Here is a 22,106-nt window from a genome sequence, read left to right on the forward strand (position 1 = left end):
ACTACAAAATCAAATACGAACGCATTAGCAAAAGGAGGGGCAAAAAAAGAGCCATTATCGCTATCGCCAGAATGATACTCACCGCTGTTTACAACATGTTTGTTACCGGTGAAGAATGGAATCCGAGCGATTTGTACAAAATTGATATGCCACAGGAAATCCTGGAAAAACAGAAGGAGAAAGCCATTAAACAGGCTATAAAACTCCTTGTTTCCAATGGCGTAATTAAAACTCGCGATATTTCCCTGGCTTAAACAATTATTATTAAATTTTCGAGGATCCATAAGGGTCTTAGTTAAGTTTGCCCTTTTTACTGCTACGGATAGACTTTTTCACGCTATGTTACATCAGCAAATTATAAAGTACGCAAGTACTTTTAATTACTATTTGTAACATAAAAATCAATAAATCCGAAAGCTGAGCGTTAAATTAATACATAAAGAAGCATATCCCTATGTAGTGCGTTAACACTCCCAGAAATACGAATATATGCCAGACCATATGATGGTATTTAAAGCCCTTCTTTGCATATATGGCGGCACCAACTGTATAGAAGATGCCTCCGCCTAGGATCAGCCAGAAAAGCACCGGATTAGCCTTCTGAAAGAAGAGCGGCATGAAAATTACCAAACTCCAGCCCATAATCAGGTATATCATCAGGGATATTTTGGGTATGGACTTTTTTGAAATGGATTTATATAAAATACCGAACACAACCATTAACCACTGGATCGAAAGCAGGACTATTGCCTGCCAGCCTCCTATTACCGATGCGGCAATGGGTGTATATGTACCTGCGATTGCTATGTAGATGCAGATATGGTCCATTATCTGCATAACCCGTTTATGCGTTGTATCATGTTCCATGACGTGATAAAAGGTTGACATCAGGAACATTAGAAAAATGCATATGCTGAATATTGTCACGCTGGCCACGTCCACAAGGGAACCTTTGGTATATGCGGTGATAATAACAAAAGGAAAAGCAGATAACACCAATAGTGCCGGAATACCATGGGTTACCGCATTGGCAACCTCTTCTCCAAAGGTGAGTTTAACTGTTTTTTTAGGCATATTACAATCTCCTAGGAATTATCATTATTTTATAGTAATTTATAGTAATAAATTTAGCACTGTTGAACCTGAATTTCAATTATTTCTCTTCTGTATTTTAAAAGAGAATAAAAAAATAACAGAGTGGAAAATTAATACATATACAATTTGGTTTGAAATTAATCCGTTGTGTCAATTAGAGATTGACTCTCAACTTTGCAGCTAAAATATTATGTTGATTATACTGGTACACGAGTACAGCTTCATGGAATAAGATGCACGGTTAAAAACAACTTTCATAATTGTTTTGGGGGCATTCTTATTTCGTGAAGTTAGTGCGGAAGTTACCAGTTGGTGTAAAAAAATAAAAATAGGTAAAGTAAATTTAAATTTATTGACACAATGCGTTAAATTCATTTGGAATAAATTGATAGATTCATTTGATTGCATTTCTGGAATAGAATATAATAATTATAACCAGGTAATAATTATAGTGTTAATTTATGTTCCAAGGAGATTATATGAACAAAAAAGGAATTGTACTATCTGAGGCAGACGGCAGAAAAACCGTGACCGGACTGGGTTATTATGAAACTGAGACAGTAAGGGATTTCAAGCAGCTGGTTGAGAACAGTATTCAAAAGTTCGGAGATAAGGCTGCTTTTAAATTTAAGGCAGACGGAAAAATTAAAGTTAAATCCTACAGGGAATTTGGAGATGAAATAGATGCTCTCGGCACAGCCTTGCACAGTCTGGGGCTTAAGGATAAAAGAATTGCGGTGATAGGTGAAAACAGGTATGAATGGGCTGTAAGCTTTTTCTCAATAGCAAACGGTACAGGTGTGGCTGTGCCACTGGACAAGCATCTGCCTGAGGTGGAAATTGAGAACCTCATCAGCAGGGGCAGGGTTGATGCCATCATCTACAGCAAACATTTTGATTCTGAAATGCTGCAGCTTGCCAAAAGAGATACCGGCATTCAGCACTTTATATGCATGGATGAGCTGGAAGGCGGATATCCCTCAAACTTCCATAACCTTTCAAGGCTTGTGGAAAAAGGCAGGGAGCTGCTGAGAACTGGAGACAGGAGCTTTATCGACGCAGTGATCGACCCTGAGAAACTTTCACTTTTGCTCTTTACTTCAGGAACTACAAGTATGGCGAAGGGGGTAATGCTGAATCAGCGGAATGTCTGTTCAGATGTCAGTGCCGTCACATCAATAATCAAGGTATTCCCAAATGATGTGCACCTGTCGATCCTTCCGCTGCACCACACCTTTGAGCTATCGGCAGGTATGCTCTTTATGGTGAAAAACGGTGTCACTGTTGCCTATGCCGAAGGTATCAAGCATATAGCAAAGAATTTAAAGGAATTCGATGTCACTCTGCTTGTAGTGGTTCCTGCCATACTGGAGGCAATGTATAAAAAGCTTCAGGAGGGTTTGAAAAAGGCCGGTAAAGCCGGTACGGTTAAGACACTGGGCAGGGTTTCAAATGCTCTGTCGGCAGTGGGGATAGATATCAGAAGGAAGCTGTTCAAAAAAATCCTTGAGCAGATAGGTCCCGGTTTGAGGCTTGCCATATCGGGGGCCGCCCCTATTGACAGGGAAATAATACATGGCTTTGGAACCCTGGGATTAAAGGTTATTCAGGGATACGGGCTGACCGAAACCTCGCCGGTGGTTGCTGCCAACAATGACTTTTACAATAAGGCAGGAACCATAGGGCAGCCTATGAAGGGGATTGAGATAGCAATAGACAATCCCGATGAAAGCGGTATGGGAGAAATCATCACAAGAGGCCCCAATGTAATGATGGGATACTACGAGGATGAGGCTGCCACAAGGGAAGCCATAGACCAACAGGGCTGGTTCCACACAGGAGATCTTGGTTTCATAGATGATGAAGGGTTTACAACCATTACAGGAAGAGCGAAATCAATGATTGTATTCACCAACGGAAAGAAAGCCTTCCCGGAAGAGTACGAAATGCTGCTGAATAATATTGAAGGCGTCAAGGAATCCTTTGCATGGGGAAATACCGCTCCTGACGGAGATATTCAGGTCTGCGCCAAAATTGTCATTGACGAGGCGGCTCTGGCCGAAAAGTGGGGCAGGAAACCCGGTGCCGAAGAAATAGCAGAAATGGTTCAAAGGGAGATCAAGACTCTCAATCAGGATATTCCCCAATATAAAATAATACGGTATTTTGTATTAAGCTATGAGGAGCTTATAAAGACCACAACCCTGAAAATAAAAAGGCCCGTTGAATACAAAAAGGTATCGGAACAACTGCTGAAGGCCGGTACCAATATGAGGAAAGCAAATGGGAAAGTCATGGAACAGATTTAGAACAGATTTAGTATTGCTTATTGCTTACCATTCAAACCACCTGTCATTCAACAGGTGGGATTTTTTATTATATGGGAAATTATAAATTTTTTCGACTTTGTTCTGTCGGGACAAAAGAAAGAAGCAGATAGCATTTTAAGCTTTGGTGTAGTATAATCACGTGAGGTAAATATTTTAATTGTAAAACATATAAATCAAATTCTATTTGGGGGTACAATGAAAAAAGCAGTATTTGGAGATAAAACTTTTTATTATAAACTGATTACTCTGGCAATACCTGTTATAATGCAAAACCTGATCACCTCCTCACTTGCCATGGTGGACAGCGTTATGGTGGGAAAGCTGGGAAACGAGCCTGTGGCGGCAGTGGGCATAGCCAACCAGTACGGCCTGCTGGTATTTCTCATATACGCGGCTGTTCACAGCGGAGCGGGTATTTTCATAGCACAGTTCTGGGGCAAAAAGGATCATGAAAACATAGGCAGGGTGGTTAATGTGGGCGCAGCTCTGGCAGCGGGTGTTTCATTGATATTTTCCTTTGCAGGCATACTTTTTCCTGCCCGGATAGTGGGTATTTTTAATACAAACCCGTTGGTTATCGAGCTGGGCTCGGATTTCTTAAGAATTTTCAGCTTCAGTTTTGTTTTTGCCTCTGTCAGTTTTGGCATAAGCGTAAATTTGCGAAGCATAGGCAAGTCAGCCATGCCTATGGTGATCAGCGGAATAGCACTGGGAATAAACACACTGCTCAATGTTGTCTTAATTTTCGGTATGTGGGGCTTTCCCGCCATGGGGGTCAAGGGTTCGGCAACCGCAACACTGATATCGAGAATGATTGAGATGGGGATTTTTTTGGTTGTAAGCTGGAGATATTATGATATGCTGCGTATAAGAATAAAGGTGTTGAGGACGGTCACTTCCGAACTGTTTAAACGTGTAATAGCAACCATGATCCCTGTAATACTCAATGAAATATGCTGGGGACTGGGTTTTGCGGTATATTCTGTGGCGTATGGAAGGATCAGTACCGAGGCCTTTGCCGCAGTTCAGATAACAAATAACATAACAAATCTGTTTTTGGTGGCAGGCTTTGGAATGGCAAGTGCTTCTGCCATAATGGTGGGACATGTTATAGGCGCGGGAGAAGAGCACAAGGCAAAAGAGTATGCCTGGAAGTTTGTCAGGCTTTGCCTGCTGGGAGGAGTCGTGCTGGGAGCTGCGCTGTATTTTATCGCACCTGCGGTGGCAAACCTGTTCGAGGTTACGGCCGATGTATTGAGAACGGCAATAATAATACTCAATATCAATGCCTTTATTATCCCCATACGTCTGACGAATATAGTATCAATTGTGGGAATATTAAGAGGCGGCGGGGACGCAGGCTTTGCATTTAAGGCAGAAGGCCTGACCATGTGGCTTATAGGGGTTCCCCTGGCTTTTATCGGGGCGTTTGTCCTGAAACTGGACGTCCAGTGGGTGGTACTGCTGGTAATGGCGGAGGAGCTGGCCAAGATGGCTGCCTCCGTAATAAGGCTTAAATCAGACAAATGGATAAAAAATGTAGTAATAGAGGTATAATTATATTAATTCAATAATAGTGCAATAAATAATAGTGCAATAGGAGATTAAATATGATAGTTAAAAAGGCAGAACATGTGATAACGGCTGTAAAGCCGAACCAATACCCGTCTACCGGCTATCCCGAAATAGCTTTTGTAGGCAGATCAAATGTAGGGAAATCATCAATCATAAATACCCTGGTGAACAGGAAAAGTCTTGCGCGTGTTGGCGGAACACCGGGAAAAACCAGACAGATTAACTTTTATAATATAAACGATACTTTTTATCTGGTGGATTTGCCCGGGTACGGTTTTGCCAATGTTTCAAAGGAAATGAAAGCCTCATGGGAGAACATAATAGAAACATATTTGTACTCAAGGAAGGAGAACAATCTTAAACTGATAGTACTTCTTGTGGATATCAGGCATTCCCCAAGCAAGGATGATATTACCATGAATCAGTGGATCAGAGGCTTTGGACTGAATACTTTGGTAATTGCCACCAAGGCCGACAAAATATCCAGATCGCAAATTAATTTGAGAGTCAGTGATATAAAGAAAGTATTGCAGTTGAGCAGTACCGACAAGGTAATCCCCTTCTCCTCCGAAAAGCGTATTGGAATTGAAGCGGTATGGAGCGAAATAGATGAAAAGCTGAGGAAAGTACTGGAGGACAGCCTGAAGCTGAACGATGGGTCTGCTGGAACTGAGATGGACGAATAGTTTTTTGGAGCTGTGAATATGGAAAAATACAATTATAAAAATGAAGAAATAAAACTTAGAAAAAAGCTTAGAAATATGAGAATTATTTCGACTTCACTGCTGGGATTTATGACAGTTACTTTTCTGGTAATGAAACGGTATGAGGACAGGGGGCTTTTGTTCTCTTCCATTACTGCTTTTGCAGAGGCATCAATGGTTGGAGCCCTGGCCGACTGGTTTGCGGTGGTTGCTCTTTTCCGGCATCCACTTGGTTTAAGGATAATACCCCACACCGCCATCATTCAGAATAATAAACAGAGAATTGCAAAGGCGTTATCCAATTTTGTAGTTTCAAATTTTTTTACTTCCGAGCTTATCAGGTCCAAACTTGATAAAGTTGGATTATCTTCAAAGGTATCGGAATATATTACTTCCAACAGGGAAAAATTATCCCGGGGGATAGCGGCCAGGCTTCCCGGTATTATCAACCCGGTTGTGGATGACTCGAAACTAAAGCTGTACCTGACCGCCACGATCAACAAAAAGGTGGAGGAAATCAGGCTATACCCTGCTCTGGCTGGAATTATAGGCCCGGTTACCGAAGGAGGCTATCACAAGCCGTTGGTCAAGGCACTGCTCAATGCTACATATAAATATATCGAGGACAATAAGGAAAAAACACTGCTTGTGCTGGGCGGAATTAACAAGACACTTGCCATGCCTATCATAGGAGATATCATATACAAAAAGATACTTGACTATCTGGTGGAACAAATTGATGCGCTTGACAACGACGAGGAGGCCGCCATAAACAAGCTCATTAATTCCGCACTTCCAAAGCTGCTGGAGGATATGCGCAGTGATGAGGAACTGATAGAAAAAGGGGAACAGCTGAAAACCCGGCTGATTGAGTCACCGGCTTTCAGCAATCTGCTTGAGAGAACAGTTGAGGTTTTGTCCGAGCTTAAAAATTCGTTTTTGCAGGATGAGGAGAGGTTGGTTAAAAAAGTCGGCACTGTGTTGGATATGGCCGTTAACGGCATAGAGTCAAATCCCGGCCTGAGAGAAAACATCAATACCGCTGTCATAGAGCTGGCAGGAGGAATGGTAGAGCTTTATGGCGATAAGGTGGGGTCACTCATATATGATACCATGGACAGCTGGGAAACCAGGGATATGGTTGATAAACTTGAGGTTCAGGTGGGTGCAGACCTCCAGTATATAAGAATAAACGGAACGGTTATAGGTGGCCTGGCAGGTCTGGCCATCCATCTGCTGACACGGTTTTTGTACTGATGGGGTATCTATCCGATACATGTGCGGGGTTATAAAAATAAATTTCCTTGTGATATAACAAAGGAGGGACAGGAGGAGCGATGGACAGATTTAAAACAACCAAAAAGGTTGCAGTGCTGGGCATTGCGGCAAATATATTCCTGCTTTCGATCAAGCTGGCTGCCGGTTTTCTGAGCAGGAGCCAGGCTATGATAGCAGATGGCTTCAACAGTGCGGGAGATGTTTTTGCGTCGGTTATGACTCTGGTCGGGAACAGTATTGCAAGCAGGCCGGAAGACAATGACCATCCCTATGGGCATGGCAAGGCCGAATATATTTTTTCCATGATAATAAGCCTGTCCCTGATGTTCATATCCATTACCATATTCAGAAGTGCCCTGTCTTCAATAATCAATAAAGCCGCTTTTGAAACCTCGTGGTTTCTTATTACTGTGGCCATTGTTACCATAGCAGTGAAACTCTCGCTTTTTCTTTATACAAACCGTGTGGGGAAGGTGCTGGACAATTTATTGGTGCTGGCAAACTCCGAAGACCACAGAAATGATGTGTTTGTAACAACGGGAACACTGCTTGGCATCTTAATGGGGTATTTCGGCTTTAACTGGGTGGATGGTGCTGTGGGTATAGGCATCTCTGTCTGGATTTTTTATACCGGTATAAAAATATTCATCAGTTCCTTCAAGGTTTTAATGGATACCGACATTGACCCTGCTTTTAAAGCAAATACCTATGCGCTTGTGAAAGGGATCAGCGGTGTGGATCACATCGACAGTATAAATGCAAAGCCTGTAGGCGCAGGTTATATATTGCTTATAAAGGTATCTGTAGACGGTGAAATGTCTGTAAACGAAAGTCACAAAATCGCCTCCGAGATCAAATTCAGGGTCAAGGATATCAAAGGTGTCAAGGACGCGGTAGTTCATATCAATCCCTGCTGATATCACCTTTTTTGAATGATACTGCATCACAGGTTCTTATATCGTAGCTGATATTATGTTAAATATGGAAAATAAAATTTTATTGTTTAACTTCCTTGAGCAGGGGGTACATATATAAACGTTGCCGGAACGGCATTAGGAAGCTTAAGCTTAATTTAAATTTTAAATAATATTTACTTAATGGAGGATTTGTGACTATGAAGAAATTTGTCTGTTCAGTTTGTGGTTATGTTCATACAGGAGATGCGGCACCGGACAACTGTCCGCAGTGTAAGGCCCCAAAGGAAAAGTTCGTTGAGCAAACAGAAACTTCCGCAGCATGGGCTGATGAGCACAGAATAGGTGTTGCTGCCGGAGTGGATGCTGAAATTCTGGAAGGCTTGAGAGCCAACTTTATGGGTGAATGTACTGAAGTGGGCATGTATCTTGCCATGGCAAGACAGGCCGAGCGCGAAGGTTATCCCGAAATCGGCGCATTCTACAAACTGGCTGCCTGGGAAGAGGCTGAACATGCTGCGAAATTTGCCGAATTGCTGGGTGAAGTGGTTCACGCCGATACAAAAAAGAATCTTCAGCTCAGAGCTGAAGCTGAAGCCGGGGCTTGCAAAGGCAAAAAGGATCTTGCTGTAAGAGCAAAACAGTTGAATCTGGATGCCATACATGATACAGTTCACGAAATGTGCAAGGACGAAGCGAGACACGGCGCAGGGTTTAAGGGACTTTTAGAAAGATATTTCAAGTAAAAAATTAATACAAAATGATTTAATAAAATACAATTCTCAATTTCAGGGAAGCGTTGAATATTAAGGCTTGAAGCCGAGGTTCACGAAACTGATATTGGGGGTTGTATTTTTTTATTATATTATACCCTCTATTGACATTTAAAAGTTAAGGAAAACTTAAATATGCCGTAAGAAAGACATATTTAAATAGTTATTGTCAATTTTGGATTGGTTTATATTTTTACGGTGTAAAATAAAATTACTACTTAATTAATTTGCTTTTTAAAGTAATATCCCATAATTTTCAAATTCGCTAAAAAAAATAAATAACTTCTATATTAATTTTTCAAATATTTTATAAAGTGTAAATTAATTTACACTAATCAAAAGGATGAGGTGATTGGATATGAAATATGCAAGACTGGGAAAAACGGAATTTGATGTATCAATTTTAACCTTTGGATGTATGGAACTGGGAGGAGGACCCTGGGAGGTCAACAGTGACGAGGACAACATAAAAGTGCTTCAAAAGGCTTTTGAGAAAGGCATAACAACCTTTGACACTGCAGAAATGTATGGCAGCGGGCATTCTGAGGAGATCCTTGGTAAAGCTCTTGAAGAAAAAAGAAAGGAATGTATTTTTGCAACAAAGGTAAATAAGGAACATCTATGGCCGGCAGATATCAGAAGGTCAGTGGAGGCCAGCTTAAAAAGACTGAGAACGGATTATGTGGACATATACTATGTTCATTGGCCCAGTTATGAAATACCGGTAGAGGAAACTATGTCGGAATTCAACAAGCTTAAGGACGAGGGAATAATCAGAGCTATAGGGGTCTCTAATTTTTCGTTGAAACAATTGCAGGAGGCTATGCAGTTTGCACGTATAGATTTAATACAACCGGAATACAATCTGCTGCAAAGAGATATTGAAAATGGAATAATGCAGTATTGCCATGAAAACTTCATCAGCGTCTGCAGCTATAACTCAATTGCAAAGGGTATTTTAACAGGTAAATTTCATCTGGGCGGAGCAGTAATTACGGATAACGATTTCAGAAGGAAAAAAAGACTTTTCCTGCCGGAACATCTTGAAAAGGAATGGGATATTATTCATCTATTAAAAGAAATAGCTGATTCGAAAGGCTGCAGTCTTTCACAAGTAGCTATAAGCTGGCTGTTTTACCAGAAAGGCTTTACTTCGGCAATTATAGGAACCCAAAGCGAAAAGCATCTTGAGGATAACATAAAGGCTATTGAAATAGAACTATCGGAGAGCGAGATTGAGAGGCTGGGCAAAGTAAGCTTGAGAATCATTAACGGTCTGTAAGCGGATTTTATTTGGCGAAGAATTAAGTTTTTCTTAAATTGAACCAGATATTTCCGGTGTTATCGTATAGTTTATTAATTTTGTGAGATTTAGACAAATTTAATATAGAATACTATTAATGAATAGTGCACAAAGCACAAAGATGTTAATCAATTGTATTTAATATGGTTTCATTAATAGATTGATAAGTGTATCCGGAGCTCTTAAAAAATCGTGTTGATGTGTCCTATTAAAATAACACAAAGGAGGAATATAAAAGTGTCAAAAAATTTTAAAAGATTTGTCTTCAGGTTTCTCCCAATAGGCATGGCAATAACTCTTATGTTGTCTGCATGCGGCGGTTCTGGTGAAACAGCCGGGGAAACAAACCCTTCTTCAGCGTCTCAGCCGCAAACACCAGCCTCAACTGATGGGAAAGACCCGAATGATATTGTTGAAATTAATATACTTGCACCACTGTTTACTGATCCACCGGATATGAATAATGAATTCTGGACTGAATACCAGAGACTGACTCGGAGCAAGCTGAATGTCGAATGGGTAAATTCCGGTGATTTCCATACTGCTTTTAATCTGAGAGTGGCATCGGGAGATGTACCTGAGGTTTCAGGTGTTCCTGACATCAGAAGCCTGCAGCTCCTTAACGCAATTGATAACGGCGTATTTTGGGATCTTACCGAACCTCTGGGCGATTTTAGCAAATATCCCAATTTAAAAAACAATGTAGCAGCCAACTGTTATTCCTATTTATCCGTTAAAGGCAAAATATATGCACTTCCACGTTCACGTACAAGAATTGACCTTGGTGTGAACATCAGAAAGGATTGGCTGGATAAACTGGGAATTCCGCTTCCTGCAAATACTACAGAATTTGCAGATGCTCTTGAAAAAATAGTGAAATCCGATGCTGACGGAAATGGTAAGGTAGACACTGTAGGCCTTATTGCAACCGGTGCACTCCCAGGCTCACTGCAGGTGGCTTTTGGCGCATTGACACCTCAGTACAATGATGACGGCGGACAATACTATCCCTGTTTAACCGATGGCTGGATTGATTATGTGGAATATTGCAGGGATCTGTACAGCAGAGGCGTAATTGACAAGGAATATATGAATGCCAAGTATGAAGATGGTATGAACATGTATACCTCAAACAGGGCAGCTGCATATGTTATGAGCATCTGGAACATATGGGAACAGGAGCAGGGATCTGCAAAGGTTCAGAAGGATCCTGTACCGGAGATTGTTTCACTTAAACTCACAGGTCCGAAGGGGGATACAGGTATTCAGCTTAACACAGGTGTTTCGGGCGGATATTACATAAGCAAGAAGGTACCCGAGGAAAAGATGCTCAGGATCCTTCAGTACATGGAGGATGCAACATCCCAGGAAGTAACCGATCTGGCCTACTATGGAATAAAAGGTGTACATCATGATGTTGTTGATGGTACTCCTGTTCTTAATAAATTGGGTATCGCCCAGATAAATACTTCAAGTAAATGCGTTGGCCCGCTTGCATATATGAAATATGGCAAGGTTGACAGTGCCGCCGGTTCAAAGGAATACAACGAAGCCAGACGTAAGTCGGTTGAGGGCTATGAAGAGGTTGGCAAGGTAGACTTATGGGGGAATGGCACATTGGTTTCTGAAACCTGGCAAAAGGTATGGCCAAAGTATGAAAATACATTCAAGGCAAACGAAACAAAAACTGTTGCAGGAAGAATGTCAATGGATGATTTCAGAGCATATGTCGACTCATTGAGAAATGACCCCGAACTCAAGCCTGCATTCAAAGAGTTTGCAGCAGCTTATGAGGATTTTAACAGCACGTTGAAAAAATAGTACTTTAAGTGGTATTCAGGTTTTGCGAAACAGGAGGTTTCATGGCCTTCTGTTTCGCAAAATATTATCAGGATGTTGTTATAGCCCGTGTAGGTTAATTGTTATTTAAAGGAGATGTGTAGCTTGAACGAAATAACGGGAGTAAAAAATAAAAACCAAAATGCAGTTCCATCCCAAAAGGCCAGGAAGACATGGGCAGCAGTAAAGCAGCATAAGTTTCTATACTTACTTGCGGCACCCGCTTTAATATATTTTGCAGTTTTTAAGTTCGGCCCCATGTGGGGGCTTTTGATGGCATTCAAGGACTATAGCCCGTATAAAGGCATATTCGGCAGCCCCTGGATAGGAGTTAAGCTGTTTCAGGATTTGTTCAAGGACCCATTCTTTTTCTATATGCTTCGCAATACGGTAGCAATAGCAATGCTCAAATTATTCTTTTATTTCCCAGTTCCCATATTTCTGGCCATCATGCTCAATGAAGTCAGGCATAATGCTTATAGAAAGTTAGTACAAACAGTGGTATATTTTCCACACTTCCTTTCGTGGGTTATAACAGCCAGTTTGACCGTCTTTGCATTGTCTGCCAATATGGGTTTTGTAAATAAGATTTTAGCATCAATGGGTAAAGAGCAGATACTTTTTCTGGTAGACCCCAATTATTTCTGGCCTATAGTTCTTATTCAGTCTATCTGGAAAGAAGCAGGCTGGGGAACAATCATTTTTATGGCTGCACTTGTGAGTATAGACCTACAGCTTTATGAAGCAGCTCTGATTGATGGGGCTACCCGTCTGCAGCGTATTTGGCATGTAACTCTTCCCGGGCTGCTCCCTACGATTGTTGTACTTTTAATTCTCAGGCTTGGTCAGATATTTGATGTTGGATTCGAGCAAATCCTCTTAATGCAAAATTCTCTGGTGCGGGATGTATCTGAAATTTTTGACACATATTCGTACAGTCAGGGTATATTGCAGGGGCAGTACAGCCTGGGTGCGGCGGTTGGATTTTTTAAGAGCTGTATCGGCTTGATCTTCCTGACCACTTCAAATTATCTTGTAAAGAAGTCGGGAAATGAAGGTATCTTTTAATAATTGTTTTAGAGGGGGGTTAGTATGATCAATAAATTCTCATGGGGAGATGCAATAAATTATATCATACTCGGGATTATCGGCATAATCTGTTTAGTACCGATTTTCTATGTTTTCAGTGTTTCCTTTACAGACCCAAGCGTATTTATACCTTTAGAATTTAAATTGATCCCGGAGAAGTTTTCGCTGGATTCTTATTTTTATATTGCAAGTACAAGCTCATTTAAGTCAGCTCTGACAAATTCAGTATTGGTAACAATTGCTGGTACTATTATAAATATTTTTGTAACCTTTACCGGAGCCTACGGACTTTCAAAAACCAGCCTTCCGGGAGGTAAGGTGTTTTTGGCGCTTATTACCTTTACCCTTGTATTCAGTGCCGGAATGGTTCCAAATTATATACTTGTAAAAGGGATGCATTTAATAAATACCTATTGGGCAATTATTCTTCCGGTTATGACAAATGCATGGAGTTTTCTTGTGGTACGCAGCTTCATGGTTGCTATACCTAACGAGATAGAGGAAGCCGCAAAAATAGATGGCTGCAACGATATATCATTATTCGTACGTATTATTATACCTTTGTCCCTGCCTGCGGTTGCCACATTTGTATTGTTTTTTGCCGTTGATCACTGGAACTCTTTTTTCAATACAATGTTATATATAACGAATACAAAAATGTGGACACTTCCGCTATTAATAAAGAGTATGATTATGGATTCCGGTGCCACATCAGGATCTGCGGCGGCAGGAATAGCATCGGATCAGCAAAATGTACCTGTTGAGACGGTAAAGATGGCTGCTATCGTTTTGTCAATGCTTCCAATTGTAGTGTTGTATCCATTCCTTCAAAAATATTTTGTCAAGGGTGTCATGATTGGTGCCGTAAAGGGGTAAGTGCGGCATGGGGTCACACGGAAAAGTGTGCTTATAACCTAATAAAGCCTGTTGTTTTAGCTGTCCGGGGAATGATAGAATCAACTGATTATGTATACTAAAAATTCCGGATATACGAGGGATAATATATGAAGCTTGGGGATATGATTCAGGAAATAAGACAGGATAAAGGACTTTATCAGAAGGATTTAGCAAAAATACTTAATGTTTCGGTAGCTACCATTTCACATTATGAATCGGGTATAAACATGCCGGATATTGAAACGATTTGCCTGCTGGGAGATTACTTCGGAGTGTCGGTAGACTATATTTTGTGTCGGACGGCATTAAAAATGGATTGGAATACATTTAAAAGGTCGGTAAAGCTTCCTGATGGAACAACCACAACCGTAGACAAGGTAATGACAGCATTTTTAAAGCTGTCGGATGAAAGTCAGACTGAAATAATAAAATTGATGGAACTGTATAAGCTGAAAGATGACAAAAGACATACAAAACTTAAAAAGCAGTCGAAAAAAATGCCTGCATTATAAAATGAACTTTCACAACGAGATGGGATCGGGGGTTTTGAGATGGTATATACCATAGAAAATATAAAACATGTACTTAATTTATCAGCAGATATACTAATAAATTCGAAAGAAAGACTGACACAGCTTGATAGTAATGCTGGAGACGGAGACCTCGGGATTTCAATGGAGAAAGGGGCTTCAGCGCTGAAGGCTGAGGTCGCTGCATATACAGGAGAGGATATAGGGGAGCTGTTCATAAGATGCGGAATGGCATTTAACAGGGTAGCTCCTTCAACAATGGGGACATTGTTGAGCGGCTCAATTATGGCACTGGGAAGAAAGCACAGAGGAAGCAAGGAAATGGATGATAATGCTGCCATTCAAGCTCCGAGAATAATGGCCGAAGCTATAATGAATTTAGGCAAAGGCCGGCTGGGAGATAAAACCATACTTGATGCATTGATACCTTTGGCTGAAGCCATTGAAAGCTCTTTTGAGTCAACCCCCGATATCAGGCTTGCCATGAAAACAGCGGCACATGCGGCTGAAAAGGCCGCAAATGAGACAAGGGGAATGCTTGCAAGAGTGGGCAGGACCAAATGGATAGCAGAGCGCACAAAGGATCATCCTGACGGCGGAGCAGTTCTTTGTTCCATAATTGCACAGGCTTTGGCAAGCGCCAATTAACAAATATGAGACTTTGTGAAATTTATATGCATATATAATTATCGATTAGAGGGTGAGCTTATTATGGATAAAGACTCCGGCGGGAATTTTGGAATAGTATTTGACATAGATCATTATGCGGTGCATGACGGACCCGGGATAAGAACATGTATTTTCTTGAAAGGCTGCTTTTTATCCTGTTTATGGTGTCATTCTCCTGAATCCCAGTCCATAAAACCTCAGCTGCTTTATTCAAGCTCAAGATGTACACACTGCGGGGCATGTACCACCGTATGTCCCAAGGATTTGCACAGTATGGACTCTGATGGGCACAAATTCAAAAGAGAAGGGTGCATAACCTGCGGCAGGTGTGCCGGAGTATGCCCCACAGGTGCGTTATTTATCTGCGGGACGCGCATGACTCTTGACGAAGTTGTAAATGAAGCTCTTGAAGATATGGCTTTTTATAAAAACAGCGGCGGAGGGGTGACACTGACCGGAGGGGAAGTGCTTTGCCAGCCTGCTTTTACACTACGGATACTGCAAGCGCTCAAAAAAGAAGAGGTACATACAATTGTGGAAACATCGGGCTTCGGGAATAAGCAGGATATTATTGATTTAGTTCCCTATACGGATATATTCTATTTTGATTATAAGCTTGGAAAAAAAGAATTATTTAAAAAATATACCGGCGGTGATTGGGATGTTGTACAGGAAAATCTCAAGGCCCTCAGGGAAAAGACCCGAAGCATAGTGCTGCGTATACCACTGATACCCGGTATTACAGATAGTGTTGAAAATATTAACTCAGCGTATGAGATTGCAAATAAACTTAAAATAGGAGTAGTTCATTTATTGCCGTATAATTCATCGGCAGATGCTAAATATGACTGGTGCGGCATGAACTATTCACTTGGGAAACTTGGTGCCAGACCCGGACTGTATGAAGAATTGCTGAATATGGCACCTAAAGATATTAGGGTTAGTGTGATAAGGTAAAAATTGACAGGATAAAGCCCGGAAAAAAATTTGTGTAGAAGGGATTTGATTTTATGAAATTATCAGATTTCAACCTGATGGAGTATTCTGAAAGTATAGTGAAAAGCACTCCTTCAGCACGTGTAGTTGAGTTAATATCTGATGTGCGTGAGAATATGCGCCTGAGCAAAAAACAATTTGCTGAAGAAGGCTGTGTATTAAACGAAGAGACTTCCGATCTGCCGCTTATAGTGCGTAAAGCCATGTCTGAAAGGCTAAAGCTGTCTACTGCACCTGTGGGTATCTGGGAAAAACAGCTTTTTGCCGGCTGCTATTCATTTAAGGATGAATGCCTGACAAACTCAAATGCTTTACCGGTATTTGCACGGGAGGAAGAAATTCAGGAAGGTCAAAAATACGGGTTTGGGATATATTCAATGTTTGGGCATATATCACCGGACTATCCGCGTTTATTGAAACTCGGTACCTCCGGTATAAGAAAAATGGCTGAGGAAAAGCTGGCGGGTGATTTGACGCAGAAGAGCAGGGACTTTCTGACGGCAGCCATCATATCGCTTGAGGGTCTTGAAAGCTTTGCAAAACGCAACTCGGACCGGCTGTTTGAAAAAGCTGAAATTACTAAAGACAATAAACGCAGAAAAGAACTGTTAAATGCTGCAAATGCATTAAAAAACAGTCCGCTTTATCCGGCACGGACATATTTTGAGGCATGCCAGGCAACCTGGCTTTTACATCTTGCCTTTCAGCTGACAGACAACCATTTGGCGCTGGGCAGGCCTGATCAGTTCCTGTATCCCTTCCTAAAAGAAGATCTTGAGACCGGGAGGATCACAATTGAGGAAGCCCAGGAGCTTACAGACTGTTTCCTGCTGAAATTCAATGAACGTGCATTGAATAATGAGACAAATGCACAGATGAAAGATATGGAACGTGAGCAGGCAGAGCATGAAAAGAAATGGCTCAACCGGAAAATCACTGATATAGGCCAACAACGCTATAACATAAGGGATACGATTGATGCTACAAACCATTGGAATCAGAACGTGGTTATTGGAGGGCTGATTCCGGAAGATGGCCGTGATGCAACCAATCTATTATCTATAATGATTCTTGAATCCTTTCACCGTATAAGAATGACAAATCCAGTACTCACTGTAAGAGTTCACAGCGATTCTCCTCAATGGTTTCTAAGACAGGTGGCCGAGACTCTCAAAACCGGCGGAGGCTTGCCTGCCATTTATAATGATGAGACCATAATCAAGGCGTTTACAAAATTCGGAATAGACGAAAAGGAAGCTCGGGACTATGCGAACAATGGCTGCTGGGAGGCATTGCTTCCAGGTAAAACCGACTTCTATTTTATAAAGCTGAACGCATTAAAATGCCTGGAGTGGACTTTGAACCGGGGCGTGTGCCATATTGACGGCAAGCAGGAGGTTCCTGACCAGGGAGACCCGGCAAGCTTTAAATCCTTTGAAGTAATTTTTGAAAAAACAATGGAAAACATACGGCTGGTAGCCGAAGAATCCGCCAAACATATGCTGCAAACCCATCCTCACCGTTCTTCCATTGCACCTGTACCGCTGCTGTCTGCTCTGCTGGATGGACCGGTGGAAAAAGGTCTTGATATGACTGATATGGGAGCACGTCTGGTTGTAGGTGGAGTTGTAGCAGAGGGATTGAGCCATTTGATCGACTCCCTTTGCGCAATACAAAAGGTAGTATTCGAAGAAAAGAAATATTCCATAGGAGAATTAGCAGCTGCAATTGATAATGACTTTGAGGGGTATCAGACGCTTCACACCCTTGTGTCCAATTCTCCAAAATACGGAACCAACAGTCAGATAGCCGATGCTATGGGCCGTAAAGTAATAGACCGGTTTGCAGAGATCATGCAGCAAATTGACGGGAAGTATGAGGAAATAAAATTTATGCCCGGCGTAGGAACCTTCTCCTGGTACATAGCAATTGGAGAAGGTACGGGGGCAAGTGCCGACGGCAGATTTTCAGGCAAGCCTGTGGCAAGTAACTTTTCTCCTTCTGCCGGTGCAATGACCAAAGGAATCACGGCAGCCATCAATTCCTTCTGCAGGATGGGCCTTGATGGCTTGCCGCTGGGTTCTCCTCTTGACCTGGGAATGGCCGAGCGTTATGTTGCAGGTGAGGAAGGAATAAACCGTCTTATAGGTTTAATTAAAACCTTTGTTGAATTGGGCGGAAATATGCTGACAATTAGCGTTGCCGACACCGAAACACTGCTCAAGGCTCAGAAAAATCCGGAGGATTATAAAGACCTCAGGGTTCGCATGGGCGGATGGTCGGCATATTTTACAATGCTTTCAAAGGAGCAGCAGGAGCATCATATCAAAAAGAGCGAGGGCGGAATTTTTTAGAGTAGCAAATTTCTTGATAACAGGTCCATAAAGGGAGGGCTAATACATGAGTGAAATAAAAATATTGAAATACTACGCAGGCGGACAATGGATAGAATCTAAAAGTGAAAATTATATGGATGTATTTGATCCGAGTACGGGGAAGGTGATTGCCAAAACTCCCTGCTGCACCGCAGATGAAGTTAATGATGCCATAGCGGCTGCGGCCAAGGCATATCCTGACTGGTCCGCCATCCCGCCGATAAAGCGGGCGGCAGTATTTTACAAGCTTCGCCGGCTTATTGAGGAAAACTTTGATAAGCTTACCGAAACTGTGGCAAGAGAAAACGGCAAGGCCTGGGAAGAGGCGCAGGGGGATGTGCTTAAGGCGAAGGAAGCAACAGAGCTGGCATGCGGTATACCGAACCTGCTTATTGGAGAATCTCTGAGAGATGCGTCCAAAGGTTTTGATACAGTGCTTTATAGGGAACCGTTGGGGGTTTTTGCAGGAATAGCTCCTTTTAATTTTCCTGCGATGATACCCATGGGATGGATGGCACCCATATGTATTGCATGCGGAAATACAATAGTAATCAAAGCAGCCAGTTTTACACCCATGACAGCCATGTTGTTTGCAGATTTATACAAACAGGCCGGATTGCCGGATGGAGTACTGAATATTGTAACCTGCAGCAGGAATGAGGCCGAATTGCTGTTAACACATCCCGGAATTAAAGGAGTATCCTTTGTGGGGTCTACATCGGTGGGCTTAAATGTGTACAGGAAGGCGGCAGCAAGCGGCAAGCGCGTACAGGCCCTGTGTGAGGCTAAAAATCACGCACTTGTTTTGGAGGATGCTCCAATAGAAAGGACTGCACGCGGAATCATAAATGCCGCCTTCGGGTGTGCGGGTGAGCGCTGTATGGCACTGCCTGTGGTGGTTGCACAGGAAAGCATTGCGGATGAACTGGCAGGGTGGCTTGTAAAATTGGCCAAAGAAATAAAGGTCGGTCCGGCATACGACAAAGCCTCCGGAATGGGTCCGGTAATAAATGCGGGGCATAAGAAGTTTGTTACAGACTGGATAGATAAAGGCGTCGCCGAAGGAGCAAAGCTGGTGCTGGATGGACGTAATTATACCGTATCCGGGTATGAGGAGGGCTTCTACATAGGGCCTACCATATTCGACCATGTAACTCCTGAAATGACTATCGGGGACAATGAAGTATTCGGACCGGTATTGTGCATCAAAAGGGTAAAGGATTTTGAAGAAGGAATCAGGCTCATGAATAATAATAAGTTCGCAAACGGCTCTGTAATATTCACTCAAAACGGATACTACAGCCGGGAATTTGCAAGAAGGACTGACGGAGGCATGGTAGGTATAAATGTGGGTATACCTGTTCCGGTAGGACTGTTCCCGTTTTCAGGGCATAAGGATTCGTTCTTTGGAGACCTGCATGTTTTGGGAAAAGACGGGGTAAAATTTTTTACCGAGACAAAGTGTGTGACAACCCGCTGGTTTGACCAGGACGAATTAAAGGCTGAAAAAGTTAATACCTGGGATGGAATGATATAATTCATTATTATTTATGGCCAAAAGTTGGAGGAGGTATTATGAAAAAAATATTAAATCATGCAGATAATTTTGTCGAGGATAGCTTGAAGGGAATCTTATTGGCATATCCTGAACTGCTTGCCGCTCATCCTGAGGATATAAAGGCAGTACACAGAGCAGGAGCACCAATACAGGAAAAGGTGGCAATTGTAACCGGCGGAGGTTACGGGCATATACCTGTATTCCTTGGATACGTCGGGAAGGGGCTGTGCGATGGGGTGGCTGTAGGAAATGTTTTTACTTCACCGGGCTGTGAGACGATTCTCAATGTTACAAGACAGGTGAATGCAAATAAAGGTGTGCTGTATCTCTTCGGAAATTATATGGGCGACTGTATGAATTTTGAAATGGCTGCTGAGATAGCCGAAATGGAAGGGATAAAGACAGAAACAGTCAAAGTATCGGATGATATTGCATCGGCACCGAGGGAAAGTTGGAAAGAGCGGAGAGGTATTGCCGGAATCTTCTTCGCCTACAAGATTGCAGGTGCATGTGCCGAAAGATTGGCTGCATTGGAGGAAGTCAAGGCAATTGCCGAGAAAACGATAGAGAATACAGCTACATTTGGTGTTGCGTTATCCTCCTGCTGGCTGCCCGGTTCGGAAAAGAAAATATTTGAAATAGGCGAAGACGATATGGAAATCGGAATGGGTATACATGGAGAACCGGGTGTTAAACGCGGACGTCTCACCTCAAGCTGTGAGATAACGGAGATTCTGTTGCCAAGTATATTAGAAGATCTGTCTATAAAAGAGGGTCAAAGGGTTGCAATACTTGTAAACGGGCTTGGAGCTACCTCCCAGGAGGAACTTTTCATTTTGTATAAGGATATTAATGAAGCTTTAGCAGCAAGAGGTATTAAGCCTGTAAGGGTATTTGTAGGAGAATACGCTACCTCGCTTGAAATGGTTGGTGCCTCAATTTCAATCCTGAAGCTTGACGATGAGCTTTTAGAATTGCTGGATGCGCCTGCATATACTCCATTTGTAAATGTTGGAGGAGTAAGGGGTGCATAAAGATGATCTATACTTTGCAGGATGTCAAAAATATAATCAATGTATCCGCAGAGGTGGCTCTTTCATTAAAAGAGCTATTAACAGAGCTTGACAGCCGCTCCGGTGACGGTGACCTGGGAATTACCATGGAAAAGAGTGCACATGCACTGATGCTCGAAATATGCAAATATGAGGGCAAAGACATAGGCGAATTTCTCAGTAAAAGTGGAATATCAGTAAACAGGGCGGCACCTTCAACGATGGGTACCTTATTAAGCTGCGCTATTATGGAACTGGGTAAGGAATTCAAGGGCAGTGAGGAAATTACTTGTGAACAGCTGGTAAAAGTACCTGCTATTATAGTGGATGCCATAATGAAGAGGGGCAAGGCCAACCGTGGAGATAAAACCATACTGGATGCCCTTATTCCTTTGGCAGATGCGCTTCAGGCATCATATGCCAGGGATATGAACCTGAAGGTTGCTCTTAAGGAAGCCGCATCAGCAGCAGCAAAAGGTGCTAACAGAACCAAAGGCATGATTGCCAAGGTGGGAAGGGCTAAATGGATAGGCGAACGTTCAAGGGATTATCCTGACGGGGGTGCTGTTTTGTGCGCCGCACTTATTGAAAATCTGTCTCAGCGGGGCTGATACTATATATTGGGAGATTGAATGTATGAGTAATTATGATGAGCTTATTAAGCAATTGGTAAACGAAGAAAAGGAACTTCAATTCACGGAATTTACAAATGAAACTGCTTTGGAAATAGGCTTGAGGCTGATTGAAAGAGCAAAAGAAGCGAATAAAAGAATTGCCATTGATATAACCCGTTTTGGACACCAGCTTTTTCATTATTCCTTTACCGGGACCACTCCGGAAAATGATCAGTGGATAATACGGAAGAACAGGGTTGTCAACAGGTTCGGCAAAAGCTCCCTGCATTTAGGTACAATACTGCGCAGAGACAACACTACCATCGAAGAAAGGCATCATATAAGTGCCTCTGAGTATGCTGCTATTGGAGGGTCCTTCCCAATAATTATCAAGAATACCGGAGTGATAGGAACAATTACCGTTTCGGGGCTGCCAAAAAATGAGGATCATGAGATGGTCGTAGCTGTTGTCAAAGAGCAGCTTGAGCTAAAAGCATATTAATCTAATATGAAAA

At 42.2% G+C, this 22,106-nt stretch carries 19 protein-coding genes and 1 pseudogene; 19 read left to right on the forward strand and 1 reads right to left on the reverse strand.

The genetic code is table 11. From position 1 onward, the window contains the following. Positions 1 to 254 (forward strand): annotated as a pseudogene (locus tag T344_RS28555) (IS110 family RNA-guided transposase); the annotation flags it as partial. 175 nt (positions 255 to 429) lie between these two features. Here the strand turns inward: T344_RS28555 and trhA are convergent. After that, positions 430 to 1,074 (reverse strand): PAQR family membrane homeostasis protein TrhA, encoded by a 645-nt coding sequence (gene trhA, locus T344_RS0117330; RefSeq protein WP_004627466.1) that lies wholly within the window; start codon positions 1,072 to 1,074, stop codon positions 430 to 432. 500 nt (positions 1,075 to 1,574) lie between these two features. Here trhA and T344_RS0117335 point away from each other — a divergent pair, with 500 nt between their 5' ends. The 18 genes from T344_RS0117335 (at position 1,575) to T344_RS0117420 (ending at position 22,093) form a co-directional block, all read left to right on the forward strand. Beyond that, positions 1,575 to 3,404, forward strand: a complete 1,830-nt coding sequence (locus T344_RS0117335; RefSeq protein ID WP_027629756.1) for an AMP-dependent synthetase/ligase — start codon at positions 1,575 to 1,577, stop codon at positions 3,402 to 3,404. Between the two features lie 216 nt (positions 3,405 to 3,620). Further along, on the forward strand, positions 3,621 to 4,982 hold the full coding sequence (locus T344_RS0117340; RefSeq protein WP_027629757.1) for an MATE family efflux transporter: 1,362 nt from the start codon (positions 3,621 to 3,623) through the stop codon (positions 4,980 to 4,982). A gap of 53 nt (positions 4,983 to 5,035) precedes the next feature. Beyond that, complete coding sequence (gene yihA, locus T344_RS28560) at positions 5,036 to 5,686, forward strand: ribosome biogenesis GTP-binding protein YihA/YsxC (RefSeq protein WP_034862012.1); 651 nt, start codon at positions 5,036 to 5,038, stop codon at positions 5,684 to 5,686. 18 nt (positions 5,687 to 5,704) lie between these two features. Further along, complete coding sequence (locus T344_RS0117350) at positions 5,705 to 6,961, forward strand: DUF445 domain-containing protein (RefSeq protein ID WP_027629758.1); 1,257 nt, start codon at positions 5,705 to 5,707, stop codon at positions 6,959 to 6,961. A gap of 80 nt (positions 6,962 to 7,041) precedes the next feature. Next, positions 7,042 to 7,899: a cation diffusion facilitator family transporter gene (locus T344_RS0117355; protein ID WP_027629759.1), complete on the forward strand. Its 858-nt coding sequence runs from the start codon at positions 7,042 to 7,044 to the stop codon at positions 7,897 to 7,899. 197 nt (positions 7,900 to 8,096) lie between these two features. After that, positions 8,097 to 8,642, forward strand: coding sequence for an NADH peroxidase (locus tag T344_RS0117360; RefSeq protein WP_004627411.1), 546 nt, complete (start codon positions 8,097 to 8,099; stop codon positions 8,640 to 8,642). A 385-nt stretch (positions 8,643 to 9,027) separates the two neighbouring features. Continuing rightward, positions 9,028 to 9,951 carry an aldo/keto reductase gene (locus tag T344_RS0117365; protein WP_027629760.1) on the forward strand — a complete coding sequence of 308 codons (924 nt, stop codon included), beginning with the start codon at positions 9,028 to 9,030 and terminating at the stop codon, positions 9,949 to 9,951. Positions 9,952 to 10,209: 258 nt separating this feature from the next. After that, positions 10,210 to 11,793, forward strand: coding sequence for an extracellular solute-binding protein (locus T344_RS0117370; RefSeq protein ID WP_051571989.1), 1,584 nt, complete (start codon positions 10,210 to 10,212; stop codon positions 11,791 to 11,793). 114 nt (positions 11,794 to 11,907) lie between these two features. Next, entirely contained in the window at positions 11,908 to 12,879 is a 972-nt protein-coding gene (locus T344_RS0117375; protein WP_051571990.1) for an ABC transporter permease, read from the forward strand. Positions 12,880 to 12,903: 24 nt separating this feature from the next. Next, a complete protein-coding gene (locus tag T344_RS0117380; RefSeq protein WP_027629763.1) occupies positions 12,904 to 13,776 on the forward strand; it encodes a carbohydrate ABC transporter permease in 873 nt (290 codons plus the stop codon). 128 nt (positions 13,777 to 13,904) lie between these two features. After that, positions 13,905 to 14,309, forward strand: a complete 405-nt coding sequence (locus T344_RS29925) for a helix-turn-helix domain-containing protein (protein WP_051571992.1) — start codon at positions 13,905 to 13,907, stop codon at positions 14,307 to 14,309. 39 nt (positions 14,310 to 14,348) lie between these two features. Continuing rightward, positions 14,349 to 14,975 (forward strand): DAK2 domain-containing protein, encoded by a 627-nt coding sequence (locus tag T344_RS0117390; protein WP_027629764.1) that lies wholly within the window; start codon positions 14,349 to 14,351, stop codon positions 14,973 to 14,975. 63 nt (positions 14,976 to 15,038) lie between these two features. Further along, positions 15,039 to 15,953 (forward strand): glycyl-radical enzyme activating protein, encoded by a 915-nt coding sequence (locus tag T344_RS28570; protein WP_034862016.1) that lies wholly within the window; start codon positions 15,039 to 15,041, stop codon positions 15,951 to 15,953. A gap of 53 nt (positions 15,954 to 16,006) precedes the next feature. Continuing rightward, positions 16,007 to 18,346: a pyruvate formate lyase family protein gene (locus tag T344_RS0117400; protein ID WP_027629765.1), complete on the forward strand. Its 2,340-nt coding sequence runs from the start codon at positions 16,007 to 16,009 to the stop codon at positions 18,344 to 18,346. Between the two features lie 46 nt (positions 18,347 to 18,392). Next, positions 18,393 to 19,904, forward strand: coding sequence for a CoA-acylating methylmalonate-semialdehyde dehydrogenase (locus T344_RS0117405; protein ID WP_027629766.1), 1,512 nt, complete (start codon positions 18,393 to 18,395; stop codon positions 19,902 to 19,904). A 38-nt stretch (positions 19,905 to 19,942) separates the two neighbouring features. Beyond that, positions 19,943 to 20,959 carry a dihydroxyacetone kinase subunit DhaK gene (locus T344_RS0117410; protein WP_027629767.1) on the forward strand — a complete coding sequence of 339 codons (1,017 nt, stop codon included), beginning with the start codon at positions 19,943 to 19,945 and terminating at the stop codon, positions 20,957 to 20,959. A gap of 2 nt (positions 20,960 to 20,961) precedes the next feature. Further along, a complete protein-coding gene (locus tag T344_RS0117415) occupies positions 20,962 to 21,588 on the forward strand; it encodes a dihydroxyacetone kinase subunit L (protein WP_051571994.1) in 627 nt (208 codons plus the stop codon). 25 nt (positions 21,589 to 21,613) lie between these two features. Continuing rightward, positions 21,614 to 22,093 carry a heme-degrading domain-containing protein gene (locus T344_RS0117420; protein ID WP_027629769.1) on the forward strand — a complete coding sequence of 160 codons (480 nt, stop codon included), beginning with the start codon at positions 21,614 to 21,616 and terminating at the stop codon, positions 22,091 to 22,093. The last annotated feature ends 13 nt before the right edge of the window (positions 22,094 to 22,106 follow it).

It is taken from the genome of Ruminiclostridium cellobioparum DSM 1351 = ATCC 15832 (assembly GCF_000621505.1).
Classification (GTDB): Bacteria; Bacillota; Clostridia; order Acetivibrionales; family DSM-1351; genus Ruminiclostridium; species Ruminiclostridium cellobioparum.